14 protein-coding genes are annotated in these 14,426 nt (G+C 64.9%); 3 read left to right on the forward strand and 11 right to left on the reverse strand.

Annotated features, from left to right (window positions below; genetic code table 11):
- Positions 1-20: 20 nt before the first annotated feature.
- From KI243_RS01390 to KI243_RS01400, 3 genes are all read right to left on the reverse strand, one after another.
- On the reverse strand, positions 21-2,369 hold the full coding sequence (locus KI243_RS01390; protein WP_017127046.1) for an FdhF/YdeP family oxidoreductase: 2,349 nt from the start codon (positions 2,367-2,369) through the stop codon (positions 21-23).
- On the reverse strand, positions 2,366-3,205 hold the full coding sequence (gene fdhD / locus KI243_RS01395) for a formate dehydrogenase accessory sulfurtransferase FdhD (RefSeq protein ID WP_212810366.1): 840 nt from the start codon (positions 3,203-3,205) through the stop codon (positions 2,366-2,368). The genes KI243_RS01390 and fdhD overlap by 4 nt, the downstream gene beginning before the upstream one ends.
- A gap of 95 nt (positions 3,206-3,300) precedes the next feature.
- Positions 3,301-4,188 carry a LysR family transcriptional regulator gene (locus tag KI243_RS01400; RefSeq protein WP_017127044.1) on the reverse strand — a complete coding sequence of 296 codons (888 nt, stop codon included), beginning with the start codon at positions 4,186-4,188 and terminating at the stop codon, positions 3,301-3,303.
- 137 nt (positions 4,189-4,325) lie between these two features.
- Here KI243_RS01400 and lysM point away from each other — a divergent pair, with 137 nt between their 5' ends.
- Positions 4,326-4,766 (forward strand): peptidoglycan-binding protein LysM, encoded by a 441-nt coding sequence (gene lysM / locus KI243_RS01405; protein WP_177083631.1) that lies wholly within the window; start codon positions 4,326-4,328, stop codon positions 4,764-4,766.
- A gap of 136 nt (positions 4,767-4,902) precedes the next feature.
- Here the strand turns inward: lysM and yrfG are convergent, their stop codons facing one another.
- Positions 4,903-5,565 carry a GMP/IMP nucleotidase gene (yrfG, locus tag KI243_RS01410; RefSeq protein ID WP_103032670.1) on the reverse strand — a complete coding sequence of 221 codons (663 nt, stop codon included), beginning with the start codon at positions 5,563-5,565 and terminating at the stop codon, positions 4,903-4,905.
- Positions 5,566-5,796: 231 nt separating this feature from the next.
- Between yrfG and nudE the strand changes: the two genes are divergently transcribed.
- Together nudE and cysQ are read left to right on the forward strand one after the other, a co-directional pair.
- Positions 5,797-6,363 carry an ADP compounds hydrolase NudE gene (nudE, locus tag KI243_RS01415; RefSeq protein WP_017127042.1) on the forward strand — a complete coding sequence of 189 codons (567 nt, stop codon included), beginning with the start codon at positions 5,797-5,799 and terminating at the stop codon, positions 6,361-6,363.
- A gap of 11 nt (positions 6,364-6,374) precedes the next feature.
- Complete coding sequence (gene cysQ, locus KI243_RS01420; RefSeq protein WP_212811159.1) at positions 6,375-7,202, forward strand: 3'(2'),5'-bisphosphate nucleotidase CysQ; 828 nt, start codon at positions 6,375-6,377, stop codon at positions 7,200-7,202.
- A gap of 37 nt (positions 7,203-7,239) precedes the next feature.
- On the opposite strand, the gene KI243_RS01425 is transcribed toward cysQ, so the two are convergent.
- The 7 genes from KI243_RS01425 to rfbB are packed head-to-tail and all read right to left on the reverse strand — an operon-like array spanning position 7,240 to position 14,332.
- Positions 7,240-7,695, reverse strand: a complete 456-nt coding sequence (locus tag KI243_RS01425; protein ID WP_212810367.1) for a YiiD C-terminal domain-containing protein — start codon at positions 7,693-7,695, stop codon at positions 7,240-7,242.
- A 22-nt stretch (positions 7,696-7,717) separates the two neighbouring features.
- Complete coding sequence (locus tag KI243_RS01430; protein ID WP_212810368.1) at positions 7,718-9,109, reverse strand: sigma-54 dependent transcriptional regulator; 1,392 nt, start codon at positions 9,107-9,109, stop codon at positions 7,718-7,720.
- Positions 9,106-10,920, reverse strand: a complete 1,815-nt coding sequence (locus KI243_RS01435) for an ATP-binding protein (protein WP_177083629.1) — start codon at positions 10,918-10,920, stop codon at positions 9,106-9,108. The genes KI243_RS01430 and KI243_RS01435 overlap by 4 nt, the downstream gene beginning before the upstream one ends.
- Before the next feature lie 37 nt (positions 10,921-10,957).
- Entirely contained in the window at positions 10,958-11,842 is an 885-nt protein-coding gene (rfbD, locus tag KI243_RS01440; RefSeq protein WP_177119740.1) for a dTDP-4-dehydrorhamnose reductase, read from the reverse strand.
- Entirely contained in the window at positions 11,839-12,384 is a 546-nt protein-coding gene (gene rfbC / locus KI243_RS01445; protein WP_017127036.1) for a dTDP-4-dehydrorhamnose 3,5-epimerase, read from the reverse strand. Before rfbC ends, rfbD begins: the two co-directional genes overlap by 4 nt.
- Positions 12,381-13,253, reverse strand: a complete 873-nt coding sequence (gene rfbA / locus KI243_RS01450) for a glucose-1-phosphate thymidylyltransferase RfbA (RefSeq protein ID WP_017127035.1) — start codon at positions 13,251-13,253, stop codon at positions 12,381-12,383. Before rfbA ends, rfbC begins: the two co-directional genes overlap by 4 nt.
- Positions 13,250-14,332 (reverse strand): dTDP-glucose 4,6-dehydratase, encoded by a 1,083-nt coding sequence (gene rfbB, locus KI243_RS01455; protein WP_212810369.1) that lies wholly within the window; start codon positions 14,330-14,332, stop codon positions 13,250-13,252. Before rfbB ends, rfbA begins: the two co-directional genes overlap by 4 nt.
- Between the last annotated feature and the right edge of the window lie 94 nt (positions 14,333-14,426).

Raw genomic sequence — 14,426 nt, forward strand, 5'->3', positions numbered from 1 at the left:
AGCGCCCTGCCATTTGTCGATCAGCTCGCCTTGGCCATGATCAGGCCGGTTTCGCTGGCCATTTCCAGGCGGATCGCGACGAACTTGGAGGTCGGTGTGTGGCTGCCGTCGCCGACGCTTTCCAGGGGCACCAGCGGGTTCACTTCCGGGTAGTAGGCGGCGGCCTGCCCGGCGGGAATGTCGAAGGCCAGCAGGGTGAAGCCCTTGACCCGGCGCTCGCGGCCGTCTTCCCAGAGCGACACGATATCGGCCTTCTGCCCCGGCTTGAAGCCCAGGCGGATGATGTCCGCTTCGTTGACGAACAGCACGTCGCGCTGGCCCTTGACCCCACGGTAGCGGTCATCGAGGCCGTAGATGGTGGTGTTGTACTGGTCGTGGGAACGCATCGACTGCATGATCAGGTCCGGCACCTTGCCGGTGGCGTGGGTGCGTTCGTGGATCAGGTCGGCCGGCAGGATGTTCGAGCGGAAGTTCGCCCGGCCCGATGGGGTGTTCCAGCGCCGGGCGCCGGCGGCGTTGCCCAGGTAGAAACCGCCCGGGAGTTCGAGGCGCTGGTTGAAGTCCTTGAAGCCGGGAATGGTATCGGCGATCAGGTCGCGGATGCGTCCGTAGTCGGCCACCAGCCAGTTCCAGTCCACCGGGTGGGTGCCGAGGGTCGCGGCGGCGATGCCGGCGATGATCGACGGTTCCGAGCGCATCTGCCTGGACAGCGGCTGCAACTGGCCGTTGGAGGCGTGGACCATGCTGAACGAGTCTTCCACGGTGACGGCCTGTGCGCCTTCGGTCTGCAGGTCGATATCGGTGCGGCCCAGGCACGGCAGGATCAGCGCTTCCTTGCCGTGGGTCAGGTGGCTGCGGTTGAGCTTGGTGCTGATCTGCACGGTCAGGTCGCAGTTGCGCAGCGCTTCGAAGGTGCGCGGGCTGTCCGGGGTGGCCTGGGCGAAGTTGCCGCCAAGGCCGATGAAGACCTTGGAGCGGCCGTCGAGCATCGCGTGGATGGCTTCGACCACGTTATGGCCGTTGCTGCGCGGTACCTTGAACTGGAAGCGGCGCTCCAGGGCATCGAGGAAGGCCACCGGTGGGCGTTCGTTGATGCCCATGGTGCGGTCGCCCTGCACGTTGCTGTGGCCGCGTACCGGGCACAGGCCCGCGCCCGGGCGGCCGATATTGCCGCGCAGCAGCATCAGGTTGGCGATTTCCTGGATGGTCGGCACCGAGTGCTTGTGCTGGGTGATACCCATGGCCCAGCACATGATGACGTTCTTGCCCTTGAGGTACATCCGCGCCGACTGCTCGATCTCCACCAGGGTCAGGCCCGACTGCGAGACGATCTGCTCCCAGGGGGTGTCGTCGATGGCGGCCAGGTAGTCGAGGACATTGGCGGTGTGCTCGTTGAGGAAGTCGTGGTCGAACACTGACGGTTCGTTCGCCGCCTGGGCATCGCGTTCCCATTGCAGCAGGAACTTGGCCATGCCGCGCAGCAGGGCCATGTCGCCACCCAGCGCGGGGCGGAAATAGGCGGTGTTGGTCGGCTTGTCGCCGTTGGTGAGCATCTCGATCGGGTGCTGCGGATGCTGGAAGCGTTCCAGGCCGCGCTCCTTGAGCGGGTTGATGCAGACGACCTGGGCGCCGCGTTTCACCGCTTCACGCAGGGGTTCGAGCATCCGCGGGTGGTTGGTGCCGGGGTTCTGGCCCCAGACGAAAATCGCGTCGGCGTGTTCGAAGTCGTCGAAGGTCACGGTGCCCTTGCCGACCCCGACACTTTGCGCCAGGGCCACGCCGCTGGCTTCGTGGCACATGTTCGAGCAATCGGGAAAGTTGTTGGTGCCGAAGGCCCGGACAAACAGCTGGTACAGGTACGCCGCCTCGTTGCTGGCCCGGCCCGAGGTGTAGAACTCGGCCTGGTCGGGGCTGGACAGGTTCAGCAGGTGCTTGGCGATCAGCGCGTAGGCGGCTTCCCAGCTGATGGGCTTGTAGCGGTCGGTCGTCGGGTCGTAGCTCATCGGCTCGGTCAGGCGACCCTGGTATTCGAGCCAGTAGTCGGACTGTTCGAACAGTGCGCTGACGCTGTGCTTGGCGAAGAACGCGGCATCCACCCGGCGCTTGGTGGCTTCCCAGTTGACCGCCTTGGCGCCGTTTTCACAGAACTTGACCATGCCGCTTTCCGGCGAGTCGCCCCAGGCGCAACCCGGGCAGTCGAAGCCGCCGTTCTGGTTGGTCTTGAGCATCATGCGCAGGTTCTTCAAGGCGTTGTCGCTGGTCAGCCAGGCCTGTGCCACGCTGATCAGGGCACCCCAGCCGCCGGCCGCGCCCTTGTAGGGCTTGTAGCGTGGAGTCGGGATCTGGTCGGCTTGTTGATGATTGCTCACGCTTGGTTCTCCATCGCAGGGCTGTAGACCCGCGGCGCACTTTTCTGCGGCAGGTGGATGAGATTGAGGTTGTGCCGGCGGGCCCATTGCAGGGCCAGGCCGGTGGGGGACGACAGGCTGACCAGGGTCTGGATGCCGGCCCGCAGGACTTTCTGGATCAGTTCGAGGCTGCAACGGCTGGTGACGATGGCCAGGCCGCCGGCGGTCGGGATCTGCTGGCGGACCAGCGCGCCGATCAATTTGTCGAGGGCGTTGTGCCGGCCGATATCCTCGCGGCCCAGCAGCAGTTCGCCCTGGTCGTTCATGAACAGCGCCGCGTGCACCGCGCCGGAGTACTGGCCCAGGGGCTGGAAGGCGCTGATACGCTGACGCAGGTTGTCCAGCCAGGCGGCCGGCGGCAGGGGCGCGCCGGGCAGCACAGCCAGTTCGGGCAATGCCTGTTCCACCGCTTCCACGCCACACAGGCCGCAGCCGCTGGTGCCGGCCAGTTGGCGGCGTTGTTCCTTGAGGTTCCAGAACGCGCGGCTGGAGATCTCCACCTCGGCATGTTGCGCCGAGCCGCTGCCGCTGAGCTTCAGGTCATAGAGTTCGGAGGCGTCATGGATAATCCCGCTGCCGATGCTGAAGCCGACGATAAAGTCTTCCAGGTCGGTGGGCGTGACCAGCATCACCGCCTGGCTGATGCCGTTGTAGGCAATGGCCAGCGCCACCTCTTCGGCCAGCGCGCTTTCGGCGGCCGCGCTGTGATCGAGGTTGCAGTACTGGTAACTCTGACTGGCGGCGGGCGCGGGTGCTGCCGGGGCAGGGATCGCGCAGGCCTCTGGCTTGGCGTTCATGAGGGCATTACCGGTGGAATATCCAGTATCAAGACTAAGCGCGGCAAAAGGTCGCGTCTAATTGCTAGTACTGATCCACCGATAGATGCCGTCGATCAAGACTCGCTCTGCAATTTCTGATAGAGCGCGAAACAGGCTTCCGCCAGGGCTGAGCGCGGGGCCCCGCGGCGCATGATCAGGCCCAGCCGGGCCAGGGTCTGGGCGTTTTCGATCGGTTGCAGGCGCAGGTGGTCGGTCAGGGCCTCGAAACCGCCATGCAGCGGCATGATCGCGCAGCACAGGCCGCCGTGTACGGCTTGCAGCAACTGATGAACGGCATCGGTCTGCAGCAGCGGTTGCGGGCTCAGGCCGCGGCTGTGGAAGTTGTGGTCGATGGACTGGCGAAAGTGCATGCCGCTGGTGAGCATGCCCAGGGGCAGCTCGATCAGCGCCTCCCAGCTCAGGGGCTGCTCGCCGAAGTCGAAGAAACGCTGGTCGTAGAGCAGGCCCATGGCGGTTTCACTCAGCGCCAGGGCTTCGAAGCGGTCGGTGTCCAGGCGTTCGAGATAGGACACCCCGAGGTCGAGGCGATTGCTCGCCAGCTGTTCGAGGATCTGCTCGGAACTGAGGGACGACAGCTCGAAGCGCAGGCTCGGGTGTTCGCCGTGCAGGCGCTGCATCAGGTGCAAGGGGTCGAAGCTCGACAACGGCACCACGCCCAGGCGCAGGGTCCCGACCAGGTTGCCGCGACAGGCGGCGGCTTCCGCCTGCAGCCCGTCGTAGGCCGCCAGCACGGTACGGGCCCAGGCCAGCACCCGTTCGCCGGGGGCGGTGAAACCTTCGAAGCGCTGGCCGCGATTGACCAGTTGCAGCTCGAGTTCTTCTTCCAGGCTGCGCAGGCGCATGGACAGGGTCGGCTGGGTGATATGGCAGCGCGCCGCCGCCTGGCCGAAGTGGCGGGTCTCGTCCAGGGCAATCAGGAATTTCAGCTGTTTGATGTCCATCGTCGCTCCAGGCGCGGTCCAGGCCGGGATTCTAGCGCGGTTGGACTACGCTGAGTCATTGGTCGGTCCGGAACCTGTCGCAGACGTCGCCGGTCTAGTCTTTCGCGTCTGGACATCACTCTTGAGGAGAAAGAACCATGAGTATCTTGAGCTTTGTGAAAGAGGCGGGCGAGAAACTGATCGACCTGCTGACGCCGGGCAACGCCCATGCCGGCGAGCAACTCAAAGACCATATCGCCAAGGTCGGCCTCGGCAATCCCAATGTCCAGGCCACGGTGGACGGCGACAAGGTCACGGTGACGGGGCAAGTGGCGAGCCAGGAGGAGAAGGAAAAAGTCCTGCTGGCGCTGGGCAATATCGCCGGGGTCGGCAGCGTCGACGACCAGATCACCGTCAGCGGGCCTGTACTGAAGGCCGCGCGGTTTGTCGTAGTGAAGAAGGGCGACACGCTCAGCGCGATTTCCCTGGCGGTCTATGGCAGCGCCAATCAGTACAACAAGATCTTCGAGGCGAACAAGCCGCTTTTGTCACATCCTGACAAGATTTATCCGGGGCAAACCCTGCGGATTCCCGACTGATTCATACGTAAACGGATCGTTCCCACGCCTGGCGTGGGAACGCCTCTCTGCACGCTGCGCGTTTGCTCTCCAGGTGACGCGGAGCGTCACGGGCTGCATGCCCACGCGGAGCGTGGGAACGATCAGGCACTCCGGATCAAAGGCCTTTGATCAACTCACGGTAGTCGCCGACCGCGGCAAACTCCTCGGTGTCCTTGGGGCCCTTGCGGCTGTCCGGTTCGCTCACCGCCAGCAGGTGCGCGACGCCGAAACGCCCGGCACTGCGCAGGATCGGCAGGGTGTCGTCGATAAACAGGCTGCGCGCCGGATCAAAGCCGATATCGGCCTGCAGCGCATCCCAGAACTGCGGGTCTTCCTTGGCGAAGCCGTAGTCATGGGAACTGATCAGCCGTTCGAAATACGCCGCCAGTTCGATTCGCTCCAGCTTCAGCGACAACGAGTCGCGATGGGCATTGGTGATCAGGATCACCCGTTTGCCCGCCTGCCTGATCGCCGCCAGAAAGGTATCGGCATCCGGGCGCAGGGCGATCAGGTCGGCGGTCTCGCGCTTCAACTCACGCACCGGCAGCTTCAGTTCGGCGCTCCAGAAGTCCAGGCAGTACCATTTCAGCTGGCCGGCATGGTCCTTGAACAACGGCCCCAGCTCCGCCTCGGCCAGGGCCAGGCTGACGCCGTGCAGTTCGGCATAACGCCGGGGCAGGTGCTCCATCCAGAAGTGGTTGTCGTAATGCAGGTCGAGCAGGGTGCCGTCCATATCCAGCAGAACGGTATCGATGTCTCGCCAGGGTAATGAGGGCATGGAAAACTTCTCGAACGGTAAAGAGTTATCCGACACAGACAATCGGAAAAGCCACGGTATATAGCCTCTTTGAAAGCGTCGCGAGCGAAGATGAGACAAGACGAAAACAGGCGAGGACGGTGAGTTTACCGCTGTAAATGATCCATCCGAGCCTGTTTTCAACGCAGTATCATCGAGCGCAGCAGCTTGCAAAGAGGCTGTATAGTAACGCGTTAATGTAAAGGAGCCTCCATGCGCCAGAAACCTACGGTACTTGCCCGAGAAATCGTCGCCAGCAGCCGCCTGTTCCGTGTCGAACAGGTGCAGTTGCGTTTTTCCAACGGTGTCGAGCGCACCTACGAACGGTTGGTGGGCAAGGGCGCGGGTTATGGGGCCGTGATGATCGTGGCGATGATCGATGCCGAACATGCGCTGCTGGTCGAGGAGTATTGCGGCGGCACCGACGAATACGAGCTGTCGTTGCCCAAGGGCCTGATCGAACCGGGCGAGGATGTACTGGCGGCGGCCGAGCGTGAGCTGAAGGAAGAGGCCGGTTATGGCGCCCGGCAACTGGAGCACCTGACCGAGCTGTCCCTGTCACCGGGTTACATGAGCCAGAAGATCCAGGTGGTCCTGGCCAGCGACCTTTATGAAGAACGCCTGGAGGGTGACGAGCCGGAGCCGATGCGGGTCGACCGGGTGAACCTGCGCGAGCTGTCCAGCCTGGTGCTGAACCCGCAGTTCAGCGAGGGGCGTGCCCTGGCGGCGTTGTACCTGGCCCGGGACCTGCTGACCCAGCGTGGAGTGTTTCAACCATGAGTGATCTGTTCGTGAATCTGCCACACCCGTACCTGGCCCCGGTGATCGAACTGGCGCGCCAGGCCGGTGAGGCGATCCTGCCGTTCTGGCGCGCCGATGTCGAAGTGATGGACAAGGCCGATGCCTCGCCGGTGACGGCGGCGGACCTGGCGGCCCATCACCTGATCCTGGCCGGCCTGACCGCCCTGGATCCGGGCATTCCGGTGCTGTCCGAAGAGGACGCCGATATCCCGCAGGCGGTGCGCGCCGGTTGGCAGCGCTGGTGGCTGGTGGACCCGTTGGACGGCACCAAGGAATTCATTTCCGGCAGTGAAGAGTTCACCGTGAATATCGCCCTGATCGAGCAGGGCCGGGTGGTGTTCGGCGTGGTGTCGATGCCGACCAATGGCCGCGTCTACTTCGGTGGCTCGGGCCTGGGCGCCTGGCGCGCGGATGCCGGCCTGGCGCCGGAGCCGATCCGGGTGCGTGAGCTGCCGCCGGCCGGTGCCGCGTTTACCGTGGTTGCCAGTCGTCGGCATTCGAGCCCCGAGCAGGAGCAGTTGCTGGCCGGGTTGAGCTCCAGCCTGGGTGAACTGGAACTGGCGAATATCGGCAGCTCGCTGAAGTTCTGCCTGTTGGCCGAAGGGGCGGCGGACTTCTATCCGCGCCTGGCGCCGACGTCCCAGTGGGACACGGCGGCGGCACAAGGGGTGCTGGAGGGCGCCGGTGGCGAGGTGCTGGAGTTGAGCGGCGAGCGCTTCAGCTACCCGGCGCGGCCATCGTTGCTCAACGGGTTTTTCCTGGCCTTGCCGGCCAAGGCGCAGTGGCGTGGGCAGTTGCCGGACCTGCTGCGCGACTGAAAACGCCGTGCCCTACAGGTGCCGGCTCCCACAAAGATCAGCGGTGCAGCACGTACTGCCCGCTGAAACTCACCGCTTCGTCCTCGCTGCCGGCATTCATCACCTGGGTCTCCAGGGTCAGCCGCGCCCGCCCGTAGCGCTGGTAGGTCGCGAGGAATTTCTTCCAGGTCTTTTCATCCGGTGCCGCGCAGCGTGCCTCGGCATCGCCGGTGACCGGCAGCGGATAGCTGATCCGGCCTTCCTGGATGACGATATGCCCATCGCCGATCCCCGCCTCGCGCAGGCTCAGGTGCAACCAGCCCCAGCCGGCCAGCACCGCGCCGCAGTACAGGCTGCCGCCGAACATGGTGCTCTTGTGGTTGACGTTCGGTTCCAGCGGCAATTGCAGGCGCAGTTGCCCGGCGTCCCAGCCACCGACCTTGAGACCCATCTCGCGGGTCAGGGGAATGTCGTGATGGAGGATGGACTCCAGGTAGCGACTGTCGCGGTTCATGCAGTGACCTCTGTGGCGTGATTCATTCGAGTTCGTCGCTGGCACTGTTGCTGCCGCTGTCGAAGCTCAGCCCGTGCTTGCGCAGCTTGTCGTGGAGGGTCTTGCGCGGGATGCCCAGGGCCTCGGCCAGGCTGCGCAAGGAGCTGTGGGAGCGTGCCAGCTCGGCGGCGATCAGGGATTTCTCGAAGTGCTCGACCTGCTCGCTGAGACCGCCCTCGATCACGCCGGCGATGCTGACGTCGAGACTCGCCGACGCGCTGTTGTCCAGTGCCAGTTCCAGGCCGAGGGCAAAGCGTTCGGCGGCGTTCTGCAGTTCGCGCACATTGCCCGGCCAGGTATGGCGCAGCAACAGCGCCCGCTGCGCCGGTTGCAGGCTGTGGGGCGGCAGGCCATGGCGAGCGCTGGCTTCGTCGGCGAAATGCTGGAACAGGATCAGCGCATCTTCGCCGCGTTCGCGCAGGGGCGGAATCCGCAGTGGCGCGACATTCAGCCGGTAGTACAGGTCAGCGCGGAAGCGGCCCTGGTCGGCGGATTGACGCAGGTCTTCCTTGGTCGCGGCGATGATACGGATATCCAGCGGGATCAGCTGGTTGCCGCCCAGGCGCTCGACCACCCGTTCCTGCAACAGGCGCAGCAGCTTGACCTGGACGTCCAGGCTCATGCTTTCGATTTCATCGAGGAACAGGGTGCCGCCGTTGGCGAATTCGAACTTGCCTATACGGCGTTTCTGCGCGCCGGTGAAGGCGCCCGGCTCGTGGCCGAACAGTTCGCTTTCCACCACCGACTCGGCCAGCGCCCCGGCATTGATCGCCACGAACGGGCCGTTGCGCCGGCTCGACAGGTCGTGCAGGGCGCGGGCGACCACTTCCTTGCCGGCCCCGGTTTCACCGAGGATCAGCACGTCGGCCTTGGTCGCCGCCAGGGCGCCGATCTGTTCCCGCAGGCGCAGCATCTGCGGCGAGTGGCCGACCAGGCGCGCGCTGAGTTGCTGGCGATCGCTCAGGGCCAGGCGCAGGCTGCGGTTGTCCAGCACCAGGCGGCGCAGGGCCAGGGCCCGGCGCACGCTGTCGAGCAGGGCGTCGCTGGCGAAGGGTTTCTCCAGGAAGTCATAGGCCCCGGCGCGCATCGCCTGGACGGCGAGGGGCACGTCGCCGTGACCGGTGATCAGCAACACCGGCAGTTCCGGGTCCTGGGCATGCAGTTCGTTCAGCAGGTCGAGGCCGTCCATGCCCGGCATGCGGATATCGCTGACGATCACCCCCGGCCAGTCGCGTTCGATGCGCCCGGCCAGGCCCTGGGCCTCGGCCAGCGGGAGGATCTTCAGGCCGGCGAGATCGAGTGTCTGGCTCAGGGCCTGGCGCAGGTGGGGATCGTCGTCGATCAGTACCACCTGGATGTGGTGGTCGATATTCATACAATCGAGTCCTCGGCAGGTTGCAGGCTGACCCCCGGCGCGCCGGCGCGCAGCCGCAGGGTAATCAGGGCGCCGCCTTCACGGTGGTTGGCGAACAGCAGTTCGCCGCCGAAGGCGCGCATCAGGGAATCACAGATCGCCAGGCCGAGGCCGAGGCCCTGGGTGCGCGTCTTGGTGGTGTAGAACGGCTCGCCGGCGCGGCCCAGGGCTTCGAGACAGAATCCCGGACCGTTGTCGCGAATGGTCAGGGTGACGCCTTCCGGCGACGACTGGGCGCTCAGCCAGAGTTTGCGCGGCGGGCCCTTTTCGGTCAGGGCATCGAGGGCGTTCGCCAGCAGGTTGCCGAGGACCTGGCGCAGGCGGGTTTCCCCGGCCTCGACCCACAAGGCGGCGGCCGGCAGATCGCGGATCAACTCGACCTCCATGGCCCGGCGGCGCTTGGCCAGCAGCGCCAGGGCATCGTCGAGCGCCGGTTGCAGGGCCACGCTTTCCGGGGCATGCCGGTCGCGGCGGGCAAAGGCGCGCAAGTGGGCGATGATCGAGGCCATGCGTCCGGTCAGTTCGCTGATCAGCTTGAGGTTGCCGCGGGCATCGTCGGTGCGTTCGTGGTCGAGCAGTACCTCGGCGTTTTCCGCATAGCTGCGGATCGCCGCCAGCGGCTGGTTGAGTTCGTGGCTGATGCTCGCCGACATGGTGCCGAGGGCCGAAAGCTTGCCGGCCTGGACCAGGTCGTCCTGGGCGCGGACCAGTTCCTGCTGGGCGTGTTCGCGCTCCAGTACTTCCTGCTTGAGCCGGCGGTTGAGGCCTTCCAGGTCGCTGGTCCGTTCGGCCACGCGCATTTCCAGTTCGCGGCGGGCCTTGGCCTCGAAGGCGATCCGCTCCAGGTAGTGGCGTCGGCGCTGCATCATCAGGCCGAGCAGCAGCATCAGCACCAGCAGGGTGGCGCCACCGACCGCGACCACGGTGCGTACCGGGCGGTCGATCAGGGTGCGCGGGGCGAGGATGCTGACGCTCCAGCCGGTTTCTTCGATCTGCTGGGTCTGGGTCAGCCAGGCCTTGGGATTGATGTTCAGCGGCTGCGGATTGCGGGTCGGATAGGGCTGGATGGCGGTGATGGCATCGCGTTCCGTATCGCTCAGGGTGCGGGTGGCACGAAAGCGCCATTCCGGCCGCGAGGTGAGGATCACCACGCCGTTGTGGTCGGTCATCAGCAGCTGTTCGGGCGTCTTGCCCCAGAGGCTTTCGGTGTGGTCCAGGTCGACCTTGACCACCAGCACGCCGATGACTTTCTCGCCATCGCGAACGGCGGCGGCGAAGAAGTAGCCGCGTTTGCCCGAGGTGGTGCCGAGGCCGAAGAAGCGTCCCAGGCGCCCGGCCATGGCTTCGCTGAAGTAGGGGCGGAAGGCGAAATTACGCCCGACGAAGCTGTCGTGTTTGTCCCAGTTGGAGGCGGCCAGGGTCTTGCCGCTGGTGTCCATCAGGTACATGACTTCGGCACCGGTCTGGCTGCAGATGTCGCGCAGCAGGCTGTTGGCGCTTTCTATGCGCGGGTTCTGCTCCGGTTCGGCGAGGGCGGCGCGCAGGGCCGGCAGGTCGCCGAGGATCTGCGGCAGGACTTCGTAGCGATGCAGGGTGCCCAGCAGGTTGGCGACGTACAGGTCGAGGGTCTGGCGATTCTGGCCCACCAGCTCGCTGCGGTAGTAACGTTCGGCGAGGTGTTCCAGCGGCCACAGCAAGGGCGCCAGGCACAGGAACAGCAGGGCCAGGCTGCGCCAGCGGGGTCTGCGGGGAATGGGTGGGGTCGTGATCATCGAGAACATGCGCCGGTGGAGTCCGACGCATTATGTCTCAGCCCTGCTCCGCAAGACACTCGCGTAATGCGGTATGCCAGTCGGGCTGGCTCACGTGCCATTCGCGCAACAGGCGGCTGCAGTCCAGGCGCGAGTTCAGCGGGCGGGTGGCGGGGGTCGGGTAGGCGCTCGACGGGATGGCTTCGAGGATCGCACAAGGCTTGTCCAGGGCCAGCAATTGCTCGCCGATGGCCTGGGCAAAGCCGAACCATGAGGTTTCGCCGCTGGCGGTCAGGTGGTAGGTGCCCCAGGCGCCGGCCTGGCCCGCCTGCCAGCGTTCGATCAGGGCGCGGGTGCTGTTGGCGATGGTCCCGGCCCAGGTCGGCGCGCCCACCTGGTCGGCGACGATGCGCAGTTCCGGTTTCTCCTGCAGCAGCCGCTGCATGGTCAGCAGGAAGTTGCGCCCGTGGCTGGAGTAGACCCAGCTGGTGCGCAGGATCAGGTGCTGGCCGTGGGCCGCGGCGATGGCCCGTTCGCCGGTCAGCTTGCTTTCGCCGTAGACGCTCAGCGGGTTGGTCGCGTCGTCTTCGTTGTAGGGTTCGGCCTTGCTGCCGTCGAACACGTAGTCGGTGGAGTAGTGAATCAACGGGACGCCCAGGTCGGCGGCTTCCTGGGCCAGGATGCCGGGCGCGGTGGCGTTGATCGCGAAGGCCAGTTCCGGCTCGGATTCGGCCTGGTCGACGGCGGTATGGGCGGCGGCGTTGATGATCAGGTCGGGGCGATGGGCGCGGACCTGCTGGCGGATCTGCTCCGGGTGCGCCAGGTCGAGCTGGTCACGCCCCAGCACCAGCAGTTGGCCGAGGTCGCCCAGGCGCTTCTGCAACTCGCGGGAAACCTGGCCATGCTGGCCGCTGATCAGGATTTTCAGGGGAGATGGGCTCATTCGAACAGATCGGCCTCGTGCAGGGATTTACCGTTCTGATCCTTGGCCGAGAGTTGTGGAACCCCTTCGAATTCCCAATCGATGGCCAGGGTCGGGTCGTCCCAGCGGATGCTGCGCTCGGCGCTGGGGGTGTAGTAGTCGGTGGTCTTGTAGAGGAACTCGGCGTAGTCGCTGAGCACCACGAAACCGTGGGCGAAGCCTTCGGGCACCCAGAGTTGACGATGGTTCTCGCCGGACAGGCGCACGCCGACCCATTGGCCGAAATGCGCCGAGCTGCGGCGGATATCCACGGCTACGTCGAGGACCTCGCCGGCAATGACCCGGACCAGTTTGCCCTGGGTGTTTTCCAGCTGGTAGTGCAGGCCGCGCAACACGCCTTTTTGCGAGCGCGAGTGGTTGTCCTGGACGAACTCCAGATCCAGTCCGGTGGCCTCCTGGAAGGCGCGGGCATTGAAGCTTTCGTAGAAGAAGCCACGCTCGTCGCCAAACACCTTGGGCTCAAGGATCAGCACGCCCGGCAGGCGTGTCGGTGTTGCCTTCATCGTTGCTCTCCGGCGAGGGTGAACAGGTACTGACCGTAGCCGGTCTTGCCGAAATAGCGGGCGCGTTCAAGCAGGTGTTCACGATCGATCCAGCCATTCTGGTAGGCAATCTCCTCCAGGCAGGCGACTTTCAGCCCCTGGCGGTGCTCGATGGTCTGTACGTACTGCGAGGCTTCCAGCAGGCTGTCGTGGGTGCCGGTATCGAGCCAGGCGAAGCCTCGGCCGAAACGCTCGACGTGAAGATCGCCACGCTTGAGGTAGGCATTGTTGACGTCGGTGATCTCCAGTTCGCCCCGAGGCGAGGGCTTGACCGCCTTGGCGATCTCGATCACGTCGTTGTCGTAGAAATACAGGCCGGTCACCGCATAGCTGGATTTCGGCCTGGCGGGTTTCTCTTCGATGGACAGTGCGCGACCTTCGCTGTCGAAGTCGATCACGCCGAAGCGTTCCGGGTCCTTGACCCAGTAGCCGAAGACCGTTGCACCCTTGGGCTGCCTGGCGGCGCTTTTCAGTTGGGTGCTGAAAGACTGCCCGTGGAAGATGTTGTCACCCAGGATCAGGCATACCGGGTCATTGCCGATGAACGCCTCGCCGATCAGGAATGCCTGGGCCAGGCCATCAGGGGACGGCTGTTCTGCATAGCTGAAGTGCACGCCGAACTGGCTGCCGTCGCCCAGCAGGTTGCGGTACTGCGGCAGGTCCTGCGGCGTGGAAATCACCAGGATCTCGCGGATGCCGGCCAGCATCAGCACCGAGATCGGGTAGTAGATCATCGGCTTGTCGTAGATCGGCAACAGTTGCTTGGATACCCCGAGGGTGATCGGGTGAAGACGGGTGCCGGAACCCCCGGCCAGGACGATACCTTTCATGCCAACAATTCCTTGTGATCGAGGGAGCCCAGGCGTTCGCCCTGATAGCTGCCGTCCTGGACCCGGCGGCACCATTCCAGGTTGGCCAGGTACCACTGCACGGTCTTGCGCAGACCGCTTTCGAAGGTTTCTTCAGGTGTCCAGCCCAGCTCGCGCTCGATCTTGCCGGCGTCGATGGCGTAGCGCAGGTCGTGGCCCGGGCGATCCTTGACGAAGGTGATCAGGTCGCTGAACCGCTCGACGCCGACCGGGCGTGCCGGAGCCAGTTCTTCCAGCAGGGCACAGATGCCACGGACCACATCGATGTTCTTCTGCTCGTTATGACCGCCGATATTGTAGGTCTCGCCCACCGCGCCGTCGGTCACCACCTTGAACAGCGCGCGGGCATGGTCCTCGACAAACAGCCAGTCGCGCACCTGCAGGCCGTCGCCGTACACCGGCAGCGGCTTGCCGGCCAGGGCATTGAGGATCACCAGCGGGATCAGTTTTTCCGGGAAGTGGAACGGGCCGTAGTTGTTCGAGCAGTTGGTCAGCAGTACCGGCAGGCCGTAGGTACGGTGCCAGGCGCGGACCAGGTGGTCGGACGCGGCCTTGCTCGCGGAATATGGCGAACTGGGGGCATACGGTGTGGTTTCGGTGAACAGGTCGTCGACGCCATGCAGGTCGCCATAGACTTCGTCGGTGGAGATATGGTGGAAGCGGAAGGCGCTTCTTGCCGGCTCGGCAAGCTTCGACCAGTAGCCGCGAGCGGCTTCCAGGAGGCTGTAGGTCCCGACGATATTGGTCTGGATAAAATCCGACGGACCGTCGATGGAGCGGTCCACATGGGACTCGGCGGCCAGGTGCATGATGGCATCGGGCTCGAAGCGCGCCAGGACTGCGCTGACGGTCGCCTGGTCGACGATATCGGCCAGGACGAACTCATAGCGGGTATCGGTCGCGATGCTGGTCAGCGACTCGAGGTTACCGGCATAGGTCAGCTTGTCGAGGTTGAGGACTTCATGTTCAGTGTTCCGGATCAGGTGCCGAATCAGGGCGGAGCCGATAAAACCGGCGCCGCCGGTGACGAGAATACGCATGTCGGTGTGCCTTTTCCTTAGACAGACATTTAAGCAATGAAGCATAGCTTGTGGGTAGGCGCAGAGCGGTGCAAGTACGATTGCTCCTGTATCG

The organism is Pseudomonas sp. Ost2 (assembly GCF_018326065.1).
Classification (GTDB): Bacteria; Pseudomonadota; Gammaproteobacteria; order Pseudomonadales; family Pseudomonadaceae; genus Aquipseudomonas; species Aquipseudomonas gingeri.

Bases quoted from the DNA above. Each gene is read 5' to 3' on its own strand.
- rfbD (WP_177119740.1), bottom strand. From the start codon at position 11,842: ATGAGCCCATCTCCCCTGAAAATCCTGATCAGCGGCCAGCATGGCCAG.
- KI243_RS01400 (WP_017127044.1), bottom strand. From the start codon at position 4,188: ATGGACATCAAACAGCTGAAATTCCTGATTGCCCTGGACGAGACCCGC.
- yrfG (WP_103032670.1), bottom strand. From the start codon at position 5,565: ATGCCCTCATTACCCTGGCGAGACATCGATACCGTTCTGCTGGATATG.
- fdhD (WP_212810366.1), bottom strand. From the start codon at position 3,205: ATGAACGCCAAGCCAGAGGCCTGCGCGATCCCTGCCCCGGCAGCACCC.
- rfbB (WP_212810369.1), bottom strand. From the start codon at position 14,332: ATGCGTATTCTCGTCACCGGCGGCGCCGGTTTTATCGGCTCCGCCCTG.
- lysM (WP_177083631.1), top strand. From the start codon at position 4,326: ATGAGTATCTTGAGCTTTGTGAAAGAGGCGGGCGAGAAACTGATCGAC.
- nudE (WP_017127042.1), top strand. From the start codon at position 5,797: ATGCGCCAGAAACCTACGGTACTTGCCCGAGAAATCGTCGCCAGCAGC.
- KI243_RS01435 (WP_177083629.1), bottom strand. From the start codon at position 10,920: ATGATCACGACCCCACCCATTCCCCGCAGACCCCGCTGGCGCAGCCTG.
- rfbC (WP_017127036.1), bottom strand. From the start codon at position 12,384: ATGAAGGCAACACCGACACGCCTGCCGGGCGTGCTGATCCTTGAGCCC.
- KI243_RS01430 (WP_212810368.1), bottom strand. From the start codon at position 9,109: ATGAATATCGACCACCACATCCAGGTGGTACTGATCGACGACGATCCC.
- KI243_RS01425 (WP_212810367.1), bottom strand. From the start codon at position 7,695: ATGAACCGCGACAGTCGCTACCTGGAGTCCATCCTCCATCACGACATT.
- rfbA (WP_017127035.1), bottom strand. From the start codon at position 13,253: ATGAAAGGTATCGTCCTGGCCGGGGGTTCCGGCACCCGTCTTCACCCG.